General features: G+C 61.9%; 10 protein-coding genes and 1 pseudogene. 4 read left to right on the plus strand and 7 right to left on the minus strand.

The features are described 5' to 3' along the window. Positions 1–202: 202 nt before the first annotated feature. The 4 genes and pseudogenes from RX329_RS31555 to RX329_RS31570 all read left to right on the plus strand — a co-directional run. Positions 203–1609, plus strand: coding sequence for an invasion associated locus B family protein (locus RX329_RS31555; protein WP_204510535.1), 1407 nt, complete (start codon positions 203–205; stop codon positions 1607–1609). Positions 1610–1944: 335 nt separating this feature from the next. Beyond that, the gene (locus tag RX329_RS31560; protein ID WP_317244797.1) at positions 1945–2289 is read left to right on the plus strand and encodes a hypothetical protein; all 345 of its coding nucleotides are present in this window, start codon (positions 1945–1947) and stop codon (positions 2287–2289) included. Positions 2290–2559: 270 nt separating this feature from the next. After that, positions 2560–3738 carry an IS481 family transposase gene (locus tag RX329_RS31565; protein WP_317244478.1) on the plus strand — a complete coding sequence of 393 codons (1179 nt, stop codon included), beginning with the start codon at positions 2560–2562 and terminating at the stop codon, positions 3736–3738. A 2-nt stretch (positions 3739–3740) separates the two neighbouring features. Then, a pseudogene (locus RX329_RS31570) lies at positions 3741–4287 on the plus strand (adenylate/guanylate cyclase domain-containing protein); the annotation flags it as partial. 90 nt (positions 4288–4377) lie between these two features. Here RX329_RS31570 and RX329_RS31575 read toward each other — a convergent pair. From RX329_RS31575 to xylB, 7 genes are all read right to left on the minus strand, one after another. Beyond that, the gene (locus RX329_RS31575) at positions 4378–5424 is read right to left on the minus strand and encodes a sensor histidine kinase (RefSeq protein WP_317244798.1); all 1047 of its coding nucleotides are present in this window, start codon (positions 5422–5424) and stop codon (positions 4378–4380) included. A gap of 387 nt (positions 5425–5811) precedes the next feature. Further along, positions 5812–6759: a phosphatase PAP2 family protein gene (locus RX329_RS31580; protein WP_317244799.1), complete on the minus strand. Its 948-nt coding sequence runs from the start codon at positions 6757–6759 to the stop codon at positions 5812–5814. A gap of 349 nt (positions 6760–7108) precedes the next feature. Then, a complete protein-coding gene (locus tag RX329_RS31585; RefSeq protein ID WP_247454674.1) occupies positions 7109–8488 on the minus strand; it encodes a TadE/TadG family type IV pilus assembly protein in 1380 nt (459 codons plus the stop codon). Positions 8489–8735: 247 nt separating this feature from the next. Then, the gene (locus RX329_RS31590; protein WP_018458273.1) at positions 8736–9683 is read right to left on the minus strand and encodes an ABC transporter substrate-binding protein; all 948 of its coding nucleotides are present in this window, start codon (positions 9681–9683) and stop codon (positions 8736–8738) included. A gap of 153 nt (positions 9684–9836) precedes the next feature. Then, complete coding sequence (locus tag RX329_RS31595; RefSeq protein ID WP_018458272.1) at positions 9837–10892, minus strand: ABC transporter permease subunit; 1056 nt, start codon at positions 10890–10892, stop codon at positions 9837–9839. Beyond that, entirely contained in the window at positions 10885–12420 is a 1536-nt protein-coding gene (locus RX329_RS31600; protein ID WP_317244800.1) for a sugar ABC transporter ATP-binding protein, read from the minus strand. The genes RX329_RS31595 and RX329_RS31600 overlap by 8 nt, the downstream gene beginning before the upstream one ends. A 210-nt stretch (positions 12421–12630) precedes the next feature. After that, entirely contained in the window at positions 12631–14076 is a 1446-nt protein-coding gene (xylB, locus tag RX329_RS31605; protein ID WP_247488869.1) for a xylulokinase, read from the minus strand. Between the last annotated feature and the right edge of the window lies 1 nt (position 14077).

Below are 14077 nucleotides of genomic sequence, written 5' to 3' on the forward strand. Positions count from 1 at the left end.
AACAGGCCCTAAGGCCGTCAAAAAGCCAGGAGCCGCATGAAAGGCCGTGCACGCTCATCCGAGTTTCCGACGACGCTTTTTTTGCTAGGCCACTAAGCCGCACGACGTCGGGAACTTGCGGTTGGTCGCTTTGATCCAAATCAACGGATTCCTGCCTCCGAGACCTAGCGTCAGACCCAGACCAGATCGTCGGAGAAAGAAGATGCTGAAGCACTTGCTGGCCATTCTTCTTTTGCTGGCTTTCCCCTCGGCAGTCCATTCCCCAGCCGCGGCAGATGACCGAACTGCGGGACAAGTAATCCAAGAGGAAATTTGGGCGCTGCCGTTTCCGCTGCCGGTGCTTGCCTTCCTGGTACGGCCGGTCGGAGATGGTCCGTTTCCGCTAGTGGTTATGAACCATGGAATTTCGCTGGAAGCCAACCAGCGGACGATGTTTCCGGCGATCGAGTATCGGGACGCGGCACGTTGGTTTGCACGTCGCGGTTATGTGGTCATCTCGCCCGTCAGGTACGGGGCCAGCAGTCTCGATGATAAAGATCAGGGTCTCTACGGAGCCGTCTTTGCCCACGTCGGTAGCTGCGACAACCCAAACTTCCGTGGTCCCGGGCTCGCCATCGCCACTCTGAACGAGTGGGTCATCGACTACATGAGCAAGAAGAAGATGATCCAGCCGGGTAAGGTCATCGTCGTTGGCCAGTCGGGCGGCGGATGGGGCTCGATTGCTCTTGGGAGCCTAAACCCGTCATCAGTTCAGGCCATCATTACCTTTGCAGCGGGACGCGGAGGCCGAGTTGACGGCAAACCCAACAACAATTGTGCTCCCGACAAGCTCGTTGCCGCCACCAGCGAATTCGGCCGCACCGCACGCGTACCGATGCTTTGGATCTACGCGGAAAACGACAGCTACTTCGGTCCGGAATTGACGATGAGGATGCATCAGGCCTTTGTCGAAGCGGGCGGAAATGCCGATTATCGTATGCTCCCGTCCTTTGGGACCGACGGGCACTTCATGATCGATTTCGCCGACGCGGTGCCGATCTGGTCGCCCTTGGTATCGCAATTTCTGGAGAAGCATTCAGCGACCGCTCCGCCGCTTGGGCAGCCAGTCAACGGCCCTTCTGCCCAGCGGGAGCCTCCGTCGAAGCCGCCACGATTGCGGCTGCCTGAGAACATCCATTTCTCAACCTGGAAAAAGCTTTGTTTCGCCTCATCCGATCGAACCAACATATGCCGATCGACGTCAACCGCCACGGACGATCTCGATCAGATCGTGGCCCGTGTCGATCTGATCGAACGAGCTGACGGTCCCGCTCGCCTGCAGCTGTTCGTTCCGCAAGGGGCAAATCTGCAGCAGGGAGTCAAGGTGACGGTAGATCAAGGCAGTCCTGTCCAGGTTCCTTTCACCTGGTGTCTCACCAACATCTGCATCGCAGCACGTGGAATTGAACCAACGGTGGCGGCTCAAATGGAAGCCGGCCAACAGCTCAAACTCGAACTCACAGACCTTTACTCCTCTTCGGTGACGATAAAGTTGCCGCTGAGCCAGTTCGGGGCTGTTCACCAAGACCCGCCTGCCGAAACTTTCGATTTCAGCCTGACTGAAGAATGAATGGAGTTGGACCGCCTGACGGGGCTGACCGAAAGGAAGCTCGACTGTGAGTACGTCGGATATGCCTCTACGGAGCACGAGACAACGGATCCTCGCTCTTAACGGACTGAAAAAATTCTCCGGATCGACGATCAAGCAGTCAATCCGGCAGCGAATTGTAGCAATCGCTGTCGGACTGATCATCCTCATGCTCGTGACGTCGGTCCTATCGATCGCGATGGTCAGGCGAGTCGGCTACCTGCTTGATGAGCTCTCTGCACGTTACGCACCTATCAACGCCCCGTCTGACACGGATCAATACTCTATCGCTCGAACGAGGCCTCGGGCTCCGCCGCATGGTGATCGCGAAGATGCAGGAGCCTCCCGATGTGCTCGGATATAGAGCCCGCTTGGAGTTCTACAACGAGAAGGGAGCCGAGGTCGAAAGCGAAGCGCAAGCCGCGCGGACACTGATCAATTCGATCATTGAAGACACAAGTACACCATCGGACAACGCAGCCCTGGCGCGCATCGACAACCGGATTGAAAATCTGGACGATACTCGCCGCCAGCTGAAGCAGGAGACCAGAGAGCTACTTTCACACCTTGAGGCGAGAGACTTTCCAGCGGCGAGACGCAGCCTTGCGCGAGCAGACGCTGTTCGCGACGACTGGATGAGAAGGTCAGTGCTATTCGATTGAGTATGCTGACCGTCAGCGAGGGGGCTATCGCAAAAGTGAGGTCGGAACAGACCCAGGTGGCGCTGACCTCGGCCATCGTGACGCTGCTTGCCGCGATCGTCGATTGATCTTCGCCAATCTGGGCAGCGGCGGCATCATTCGCTCTGTCCGACTATTGCTTGAAGGTGCCCGCCCGGTGGAATGTTTAGACCGGACAGATCACTGACAGGTGTTCGGAGACATAGCTGACACTTCAAACTGGGCTGGAATGGTCGATTCGGGAGGCCTTCCATGCCCTGGAACGAGGTGTCGGTGATGGATCAGCGACGGGAGTTTGTGCGGCTTGCGTTGCAGGAAGGGGCGAACCGGCGGGAGTTGTGCCGGCGGTTCGGGATCAGTCCTGATGTGGGCTACAAATGGCTGCGGCGTTGGCAGGCTGGAGATCATGAACTGGCGGATCAGTTGCGCCGGCCCAAGAGCATGCCCAAGCGGAGCGTGCCTGAGGTCGAGGCGCGGGTTCTGGCTGTGCGTGACAAGCATCCGGCTTGGGGAGCGCGCAAGATTGCCCATTGCCTGAAGCGCGGCGGCCAGACCGTACCGGTGCCCTCCACAGTGCATCGGATCCTGTGCCGGAACGAACGGATCAAGCCGAGCGAGAAAGCCGCGCCGAGCCCTTCAGGCCACCGGTTCGAGAGGGACGCGCCCAATCAACTCTGGCAGATGGACTTCAAGGGCCACATGCCGCTTGCCGACGGAAGGCGTTGCCATCCGCTAACCATGGTCGATGACCACTCCCGCTATGCGCTGTGTTTGAAGGCGTGCGCCAACGAGCAGCGACCAGATGTGCAGAGGCATCTGACCGACACCTTCCGACGCTATGGGCTGCCGGAGGCCTTCTACCTCGACAACGGTTCTCCCTGGGGCGACACCTCGGGCGTTCGCTGGACTGCGCTGAAGGTATGGCTGCTCAAGCTCGGCGTCAGGGTGGTCCATGCCAGGCCACGTCATCCTCAGGGCCGAGGCAAGAACGAACGCTTCCATCGCAGCTTGAAAGCAGAAGTGTTCGCTCTGCGCACGTTCCGCACTTTGGCGGAAGTCCAGCGTGCCCTCGATAGCTGGCGAACGGTCTACAATCTGGAGCGGCCCCACGAGAGCTTGGGCATGGGCATTCCCGCCGATCGCTACCGGCCCAGTTTACGCGCCATGCCGGATCGTGTGCCGAAGATCCAATACGACGCCGGGGAGATCGTTCGCACCGTCTCCTCGACGCGGAGCTACATCGCCTTCAAAGGGCAAATGTGGAAAGTCCCTCAAGCCTTCTGCGGCGAGCAGCTGGCCGTGAGGCCGCTCGACCGCGACGGCCGCTACGGAATCTTCTTTGCCAGTTGGCAGGTCGGATCAATCGACTTGACGCGCAGCCAAACTGTCAGTGATGTGTCCGAACAGGCGTCAGCTATGTCTCCGGTCTAAACATGGAAGCGGGTCAGCTCGATCAATCAATCGATGTAAGGGCGACTGACGAAATCGGACAACTGGCTGCCGCCTTCAATCGAATGGTTGTGCAATTGCGCAACAACCAACGCATCAAGGAAACATTCGGAAAATACATCGATCCGCGCGTCGTTGAAGGGGCTGATCGATCACCCAAATTTGACGGCCGCCGAAGGCCAGCGCCGGGTGATGACTGTGTTGTTCTGCGACTTGAAGGGCTTCACCAGCCTTAGCGAAGGCATGACCCCGCAAGGTCTCGTCAAGGTCATGAACCACTACCTTTCGGTCATGTCCGAACCAATCCGGAACAACCGAGGGATCATCGACAAGTATATCGGCGACGGCATCATGGCTTATTGGGACCCACCTTTCGTCGATGAGGCCGATCATGCCCGCCTTGCATGCCTCGCCTCCCTGGAAATGATCGAACGTATCGGAGAATTGCGCGAGGAGATTCCTGAGCTACTTGGCGTTCGCGCAACTCCAATGGAGCAATGCGATCTAAGGATCGGGATCGCGACCGGCGAGGCGCCGGTGGACAGGACACGACATGACGGCGGGCCCGTGAGGGGCTCCTCGTCCTCGCGGCAGTCAACATGGGTCGGGTAAAAGCTCCCACTATTGTGGTGACATTTCCAGATTTTCGAGCGGAGCCGTGAGGCGGCAAGTGAGTCCGGTCGATTCATAGGACACCGCAACCGACCCTCTGAAGTCGTATTCCAGCGCCCCCGAAATGAGTTGCGAACCGAAGCCTTTATCGGCGGGCTCCGACACAGATGGACCGCCGAATTCTTGCCAGACGAAGACGAATTTTTGATCACCCGCCTGATCTTCGGTTGACCACACGATGGACACCCGGCCGCCTGTCACGCTCAGAGCGCCATACTTTACTGCATTGGTGGCGAGCTCGTGAACCGCTAAGGAAAGGGCGAGAGCCTGTTGCGATCTGAGAACAAGCGGAGGACCGGACGTCGTAATCCGGCCTTCGCCTGTTCTGTAAGGGCTCAGGGCCGTGTTGACGACATCTCGAAGTGGGGCAGCAGCCCAATTCGCCGCAGTCAGCAAGGCGTGTGCTCGTCCGAACGCGGCAAGTCGTGCCTTATACTTTTCAAGATCGGCGCGGCTCGATACGTCACGAAATGTTTGGCTGGCAACAGCACCAAGCACAGCAAAGGTGTTCTTGAACCGGTGCTTTAGCTCTTCGTTGATAAGCCTCAGGGCTTCCCTTGCCATGTGCTCGGAGGTGACGTCTTTACAGACAACGAGTACGCCGCCGACTTTATCTTCAAGGTCAATTGGACCGAAGCTGTACGTCCACCAGACATCCTCGCGCCGACCGTGGCGGGTTACAGGCACCAATTGATCCTCATGCCACGTCGCCCCCTTACCTGCCATGACGTATTCAATCTGGGGACCAATGATGTCCCATATTTCATCCCAGCATTCACGGCCGCCCGCGCCCAAGGCGCTCGGATGCCGCTCGGGACCCATCGTTTCGCGATACGCATCGTTATAGAACTGGATGAGGTCCGGTGCCCACCAAATGAACATCGGGTGGCGTGAGGTAAGAACGAGCCGCACCGTGACCCGAAGACTTTGCGGCCACGCTTCCGGCGAGCCGAGCGATGTTTTTGACCAGTCAAACGCTCTTGTGAGAGCGCCCATCTCGCCGCCCCCCGACAAGAAAAGGCTACCTGTGTCCCCGCCCATGCGCGCAACTCCTGACACGTTGCCCAAGCGTAAAGCCAAAATTCTCGGCAATGCAATGTCGATGGTTGGTCAAAGCGGTCCACGCCGGGCGCTGCGATAGATCAGTTTCGGGCCAGATGGGGGTGCCACTACACCGGGCGCGCCGGCGACATCGACCAGACCCTGGCGATGTCCGTTCCGGGTCAGTTTGCCCGCGTGTTCTCGATGTCGGCTGGCCCCCGCTCCGGTGTACCGCAGGCGATGGCGACCTTCGCCTTCGCGCCACAAGCGAACTTCAATCTGTTTGTCGTTTGATGACCTCTGCCAAGACAAATCGCTCTGTCGCTTGCAGAGCGTGGATGACTATCCGGCCGCGTGCGATGGCGAGGTGTTCCATCGCGCAAACAAAACGCCCCAGCGAAGCTGTCGAAGGCAAGCGAGGCAGAGAACGATGCCCGCACCGGCGATGATATCGATGAAATAGTGGCCGCCTACAGTAGGTGTTGCAGCAAGCATCAGCAAGTTCAAGACAAGGTATAGTGGGAAAAGCATCTTCACGCCTCGGCTGGCGTATATAAGTATTGTGGCCAGCGCAGCGTGGAACGAAGGAAATGTGATCAGACCATTCACGTGCGTCAACGAAATGCGTGTCATCTCGCCGCTTCGGAGTGCGTTGAAATCGACCAAATGATACGCGTCGACGCGTTCGACGACGCCAAAGTAGACCCATGCGCTCGCTGCCGGCAGTCTCCATGAGATCGGAAGAATCACGAGGAGCGATGTTACGAACAGCCAAACAAACTCTCGCATCCTTTCAAATCGCCCGCACGCACTCAGCCACACCAACAAGATGGCGACCTGCAGCATACAGCTGTGATACGCGACTGCGAGGACCGCTTTGATAATTGGTCTGACCTCAACCCACTCAAAGAAAGCCAGCCAATTCAGTCTCAGCAGGGTGTCGACACCGGCCAGCTGGGAATCGACCAACGGAAACTTTGCCGTGATGGTTAGATAACTCAGGATCGCGCCCACGACCGTAAAGGCAATGATCTGAGCCAAAGCCGTGGCAAGCTCAGCGATACGCCGATCCGGCCTCAACCTCGTGTAAACAAAGGAGAGAAGAGCAGCAGCACAGAACGCAATCGCTTGCGTCGGATCGATAGCCATCGTCATCCCAGCGGCGCGAAGCCATACGAGGTCAACGGCTGCAACAATCGCAATTGCGATCCACAAGCGCAGAATTTCGCTGAACCGATAAGCATTGAGGACGGCAAAGACAAAGCCTTCATTTCGCATCACTCTGTCCATCTATCGCATCGTTCGGGATCCCTGACCCCTTCTGGAGTATCAATATCCGGTGCTCATCTAATGATTGTTTAATTTGTCTCACACAATTTCCGCGTGTTGAACTCGATGGGTTCCGCGCTGCTCATCAAATCTGCTTCGGGTCAAACTGCGACTCCGCTTTGCATGAGCGACGGTCCGGTCTAGCTCGCGAACGGACGTCACGATCGCTCGCGCGAAGGTCAGCCGCCGAGCCAACATATGACGCGCGTTGGCGCTCACGTGAGGATGCGATTTCGCCCTTGGCGGGCTCTGCCTGCTGTTTCAGCCTTTGCTTCCCCGGGCCAATATCAAGCAAAATGGATATGTGGGGCTACTTCGAAACGCGCAGCTTGGAAATGGATGTGCCGATCTGGGTGAAGGCGGCGTCGATTTCGCTGGGGTTGCTCAGCATGAAGAAGTTTGCCGAGCCGCTCGCACATTTGGGAAGCACGGGCGACACCCCGGTGCCGTCGTCGAGCTGGACCGTGTAGATGGTCGTGTTCTTGGCCTTGACGGCGGTGCACAGAGCCTCCATTCGCGTGTCGATCTTGCCGCGTTCAGTCGAGGACGAGGTCATGGACCCGTCGCCGTTCCACCGATTGACCGTGTTCTGGCCGTCGGTGAACAGGATGATCACGTGCTGGTACACGTTGTTGACGTCCTCGGCCGGCGCGTTCAGCGGCGCTTGCTGCAGCAGCGACAGCCAGCCCCAGTGCAGCCCGATGGTCTGATTGGTGCCGCCGTTCGCCGACATCGCGTCGATGGTGCTCTTGACGGTGCTGGCTGTGCTGGTCAGCGCCAGCAATTTGGCCGGGCAGTACGGGTCTTGGTCGGCGACAAATTGCGTTGTCAGCGCCGATGGCAATGCGTCGGAGACGTCGTAGCTCTGATCGCGGTCGGTCACACAGCCGTTCCAGTTCGAAGTTGAAGGCGAGCCTACGGAATGGCTCCAGGTGTAGCCATGCCCCTTGCACATCGCCATCGTGTACCAGGAGCTCCGTCCGCTGCTGCAATAGGAGTTGCTGGAGGAATCCTCCGACCTGGGGTCCCATAGATCCCAGCGCAGCCACGTGGCCGAGACCTTGTCGATGCCGACGTTGACGGCGCTCGCGAACGGAATCACGGAGAACATGACATCGCCCGGGGTCTTCGCCAGCGCCCCGAGCTTGTCGACAAGGTTCTTGGATGCGGTCTTCAGGTTGCTGATCTTGGTGCCCCCCATGGAACCGGTGTTGTCGAGCACCAGCGCGATGCGCAGCAGGTTGTTCCCCCAGGTCGAGGTCGAGCCGACGCTGAAGTCGAGGGTTGGAAAGCCGGCAATCTGCATGAACTGGCTCTTGATTTCGCCCGACGCCGCCATCGTCACCGTCGATCCCTTGCCGCCATTGTTGGCGGTGTAGGTGGCGGACGCCTTGACGTTCTGGCTGCCGGTGTGGGTATAGAGTGCGGCGAAGTAAGCGGCGCCAGCGGTCGGAACCTGGTCAGCCGTGATCTTCCCATCGGACAGGTTCTTGGCGACCATCAGCGCGGCCGAATCGAGCGCACCCTGCATCGCGGTGCGGGCGTGGGCGGCGCGGCTGTAGTCGATCGCAGCGCCGACGAATGACAAGACCGGCAACAAGGCGATGGCGAAGATGACGGCGATATTGCCGCGCTCGTCCCGGGCTAGGCGACCCAACGTGGTGGCGGCGGAAGAAGGGCTCAAGGTCATCGGGAATCCTCTGCAACCTCCAATAGGCAGTGGACTCTAAAGTATACGTTAAGTTACGCGCGAAAATGCTGGCAAACCGCCTTCCGCATGCGCGGCGCCGCCAAGGAGACCCGGACCTCCTGCGGGTTCCGCAGGCCGCTTTGGTGATATGCGAACGGGGCCATCCTGCAGGGATCGCTGCCACATCTTCCGCTGGTGCCACGCGAGCCGACCAGCGCCGCATCCGGCGCCGGCCGCCTCTCGCCCGCTACTGCGACCGATCCGAGGTCCAGCCTTTGTACTCGCCGACATTGTCGCGCGTCACGAGTTTCGACGGCAGCAGCTCGACCGTGGACGCCGGCTTCTGGCCGTTGAGAATGCTGACGCCGACCTGCACGGCGCGGCGGGCCATGAAGAACGGGTCCTGCGAGGCGGAGGCCTGAATCTGCGTCGCCTGCGGGTCCTTGAGCGCCGCTTCGATGTCGGGGGCGCCGTCGACCGCGGTGATGACGATGCCGGTGCGCTGCTGCTGGCGCGCGGCGAGGTCGGTGCCGATCGCCTGCGGGTCGTTGATGGCGAAGATGGCGTCGATCTTGGCGAAGCGGGTCAGATAGCCCTGCGCCACCGTGAGGCCGCCTTCGCGCGAGCCCTTGCCGTCCTGGTCGCTGGACAGGACCTTGATGCCGGGATTCTTGCCGAGCACGTTCTTGCAGCCGACCACGCGATCGATCACCGCGGAGACCTGCGGGCCGTTCTCGATGATCACGTCGCCCTTGCCTCCCAGCTTGTCGACGATGTACTGGCAGGAGATCTCGCCGGCCTGGACGTTGTTGGTGGTCACCGTGGCGTCGGCGCCTTCGGCCGCGGTGTCGACGGCAACGACGACGATGCCGGCGGCCTGCGCCTTCTTGATCGCTGGTCCGATCGCCTTGGGATCGCCAGGGTTGAGCAGGATCAGGTCGACGCCGGCGGCGATGAAATTGTCGATCTGGGTGACCTGCTTGCCGAGATCATATTCGAAGCCCACCGTCGTGATCTTCACGTTGGGGTTGGTCTTCTTGGCCTCGAACTCGGCGCCCTTCGACAACGCGACGAAGAATGGATTGCCGAGCGAGCCCAGCGAAATGCCGATCGACTTAAGCTCCTTGGCGTAGGACGGCGCGGAGCTCAGGACGAGCGCCATCGCGGCGCCGGCAAGCGAGATCGACTTCAACATTGGCTTCCTCCCTGGTCTGTTTGAAGCTCCGGCGCGGCGACCAGTTGCCGTGACGGAATGAACATGACGGCGCGGTGCCGGCTGCATTTTCATGCTCCTTGTTTGAGCATGATCCTTTCGAAAAACCGCTTCGCACTTTTTCGGATCATGCTCTCAAGTCCGAGCCGAGCCCTGCAGCCGATAGCGGTCCAGCGCCACCGCGCCGATGATGACCAGACCCTTGATCACATATTGCCAGACGTCGGACACGCCGATCAGGATCAGGCCGTTCGACAACACGGCAATGATCAGCGCGCCGACCAGCGTTCCCCAGATCGAGCCGATGCCGCCGACAAAGGAGGTGCCGCCCAGGATCACGGCGGTGATGGCGTCGAGTTCGTAGGACTGGCCGAGCTGCAGGCCATTGGCCGCGTAGAGGCGCGCTGCCTGCATCGCGCCGCCGAGGCCCGCGAGCAGGCCGGACACGCCGTAGACGAAAATCAACACGGCCCAGACCTTGATGCCGGCGAGCCGCGCCGCGCTCTCATTGCCGCCGACCGCGTAGATGTGCACCCCGAGCACGGTGCGCTTGAGCACCAGCCACGACACCAGGATGACCAGCAACGCGATCACCCAGAGCCAGGGAATCGACAATACGCCGGGAATGAGGGTCAGAGCACCGTTGCCGATGAAGGCATAGGGGATCGACGGATTGAACACCGTGGTGTCGGCGCCGAGCAGGCGCGCCGCGCCGCGCACGGCGGTCAACGATCCCAGCGTGACGATGAAGGGCGGCAGGCGCAACAGCGCGATCAAGCCGCCGTTGAGAATGCCGAAGACGGTGCCGGTGAGCACCGCGGCCGGCAACCACAGCGCCCCGAGATCGGGAAATTTGGAGATGATCAGCCCGGCCATCGCCGCCGCCGCCAAGATGGAGCCGACCGACAGGTCGATGCCGCCGGTGAGGATGACGAAGGTCATGCCTGCGGCCAGCACGGTATTGACCGCGGACTGCTGCACCACGATGCCGATGTTCTGGCCGGTGAAGAAGCGGCCGTCCGACAGCACGTGAAAGCCGATGCACAAGAGCAGCAGCACCGGCAGCATGCCGACCGCGCGAATGATCATCCGCGTCCGCTGCCGCTTCGTCTCCTGCGCGGCGGCAAGACCGGGCGCGACGGGGACGGCTTTGGCGGGGGCGGTGTTGGCGGAAGCGCCGTTCTCAGGCATCGAGCTGCTCCGTTCCGGTGGCGAGGGCCATGATCTCCTCCTGATTGAGCGGCGATGTCGCGTCGCGCCGGATCTGCCCGGCGATATGTCCTGCACGCATCACGATGACGCGGTCGCAGATGCCGATGATCTCGGGCAGGTCGGACGAGATGACGAGAACCGCGGTGCCCGACTTCGCGAGATTGTCGATGATCGAATAGATCTCGGACTTGGCGCCGACGTCGACGCCGCGCGTCGGCTCGTCGAGGATCAGGATTTTCGGGCCGATCGCGAGCAGCCGCGACAGCAGCACTTTCTGCTGGTTGCCGCCCGAGAGCCCGCCAGCGGGAACACCGACATTCGCAGCGCGGATGCCGAGCCCCGCGAACGCGCGCTTGGCGCGGTCGCGGGCCTTGTCGCGATCGAGGATGCCGCCGAATTTCGCGTCGCGGCCGAGCACCGCGAGATTGATGTTGTCGAGACAGGACATGTCGAGGAACAGGCCGAGCGCCTTCCTGTCCTCGGTGAGATAGGCGATGCCGGCGTCCAGCGCCTCGCCGGGCGTGCGGATGGAGACCTCGCGCCCGTCAATCTCGACATGGCCGGAGATCATGGGCGCGGCGCCCATGATGAGGTGCGCAAGCTCGGTGCGGCCGGCGCCGACCAGGCCGGCAAGCCCTACCACCTCGCCCGCATGCACCGCCAGCGAACATCCCTTGACGCGCCTGCCGTCGGCGATGTCGACGGCCGCAAGCACGGGAGCTCCCGACCGCGCGTTGGGATCGTTCCTGGGATCATGCTCCTTCTTGTAGAAGGACGAGACGTCGCGTCCCACCATCATCCGGACGATGGTGTCGGCACGGATGTCTGCCTTGTCGAGCGAGCCGACCAGCGTGCCGTCGCGCAGCACCGTGACGCGGTCGCCGAGCGCATAGACCTCGTCCATGCGATGCGAGATGTAGATGATGGCGAGACCTTCGGCGCGCAGCTGGCGGATCAGCGCGAACAGCCTTTCGCTCTCACCGGCCGACAACGCGGTGGTCGGCTCGTCCATGATCAGGATCCTGGAGCGGGCGTGCAGCGCGCGCGCGATCTCGACCAGTTGGCGCTGGCCCATCGAGAGATTGGCGACCTGCGTCTGCGGCGTGAAATCCGCGCCGAGCCGCGCCAGGATCGGACCGACGCCGGCCTGCATCGCCTCGCGCGCCAGCAAGCCGCCGCGGGAGACCTCGCGACCGAGATAGATATTCTCCGCAACGCTCAGGTTGGGGGCGAGCGAGAGTTCCTGATAGATGATCGCGATGCCGGCTGCGCGGCCGCCGAGCGGACCGCTGATCTGCACGGGCTGGCCGTCGATGCGGATTTCGCTGCCCGGGTCCGGCCGGTAGGCGCCCGACAGGATCTTCATCAGGGTGGATTTGCCGGCGCCGTTCTCGCCCATCAAAGCGTGGATTTCGCCCGCGTAGACGGTGAGGTCGACGTCGCGCAGCGCCTTGATGCTGAAGAACGATTTAGAGACCCGGCGCATCTCGAGGATGGGCTCGCTCATCACACCTCCCCGATGCGCCGACGGCGGCATCGCAATCTCACCCGCGTCTCGTTGGTCCCTGGCGCGCGCGCAAGCATTAAACAAAAGGTTGTGGCGCAGGGCAATACCTCCGGCATGCCGACCAACGGTCCGGCGCTGCTTTTATCTTTTGCAGACGGAACCGATCTCGCGCGTGATGCCTTTTCTTCGCCACATCATCGCGTATCGCGATCAGCGCCGCGGCCGGTACAGGCGGCGCCATTGCGGCAGCCGCTCGGCATAGGCCTGCGCAAGCGCGCCGTCGGGCTCGAAGGTCTCGACGCGCTGTGGCGCGGTGCAGACGGCGTCGATCGCCTCACCGGTGACGGCGAGGCGGCCAAGCCGCGCCGCACCGAACGCCGCGCCCGTCTCGCCGTCGGCAAAGCGATGCACCGGCACGTTCAGGACATTGGCCAGCACCGAAAGCCAAAACCGCGACCGTGAGCCGCCGCCGATGACATCCGCCTCCGCGATCACCAATCCGGTCTCGGCCAGCACGTCCCGGCAATCCGCAAGCGCGAAGGCGACGCCTTCGAGCACGGCTTGCACGATCGCGTCACGATCGGTGGCGTGACTGATCCCATCGAGCATGCCGCGCACGTCGGGGTCATCGTGCGGGGTGCGTTCGCCGGAGAGGTACGGCAGGAAGCTGATCGGCGACGGCGCCCGCGGGCGCAACCCGAGCGGCGCCAGCAGCTCAGTCTCAGGGATCCCCAACAGCCGCGCGATCCAGGCCAGGCACGATGCCGCCGAGAGGATCGCGCCGGCTTGAATCCACCTGTCGGGGACGGCGTGACAGAACGTGTGCACGACCCGCTCCGGATTGGCCGCGATCGTCTCGGTCGGCACCAGCAATGCGCCGGAGGTTCCGAGCGAAATGAAGGCTGCCCCGGGATTGATGGCGCCGATGCCGATGGCTCCCGCCGGATTGTCGCCGGCCCCGCCCGCGATCATCGGCCGCCCGGTCATGCCCCAGCGCTGCGCCAACTCGCTCCGCAGCCGTGCAGCCGGCGCGCAGCCCTCGACCAGACGGGGCATCTGCCGGCGCGATAGCGCGGTCGCGGCGAGTCCTTCATCCGACCAATCGCGGCTGCTAACATCGAGCCACAGCGAACCCGAGGCGTCCGAGACATCCTCGATCGCCTCGCCGGTCAGCACCAGGCGCAGATAGGCCTTTGGTTGCAGCACGAGTTTTGTCGCCGCGAAGATCTCCGGTTCGTGCCTAGCGACCCACAGCAATTTTGGCGCGGTGAATCCCGGCATCGCCTTGTTGCCTGTCGTGGTCCGCAAGGCGGGCCAGCGCCGCTCCAGCTCGGCGCATTCCGCAAAGGACCGTCCGTCATTCCAGAGAATGCAGGGCCGCAACGGCCTGTGGCTGGCGTCGAGCAGCGTCGCGCCGTGCATCTGGCCGGACAGGCCGATGCCCTCGACCTCGGACAGCTCGCGCGCGTGATCCGCCTTCAGCGCGTCCAGCGTCGCGAACGTCGCCTCGATCCACTGTGCCGGGTCCTGCTCGCAATGGCCGGGACGCGGCGAGGAGACCGTCAGTGACCGGCTGCGGCTCGCCACCACGCGCTGCGCGTCGTCGACCAGAACGATTTTGACGGCGGAGGTGCCGAGGTCGATGCCGAGATACATG

The sequence above is a fragment of the Bradyrhizobium sp. BWC-3-1 genome, from assembly GCF_032917965.1.
Taxonomy (GTDB): domain Bacteria; phylum Pseudomonadota; class Alphaproteobacteria; order Rhizobiales; family Xanthobacteraceae; genus Bradyrhizobium; species Bradyrhizobium canariense_D.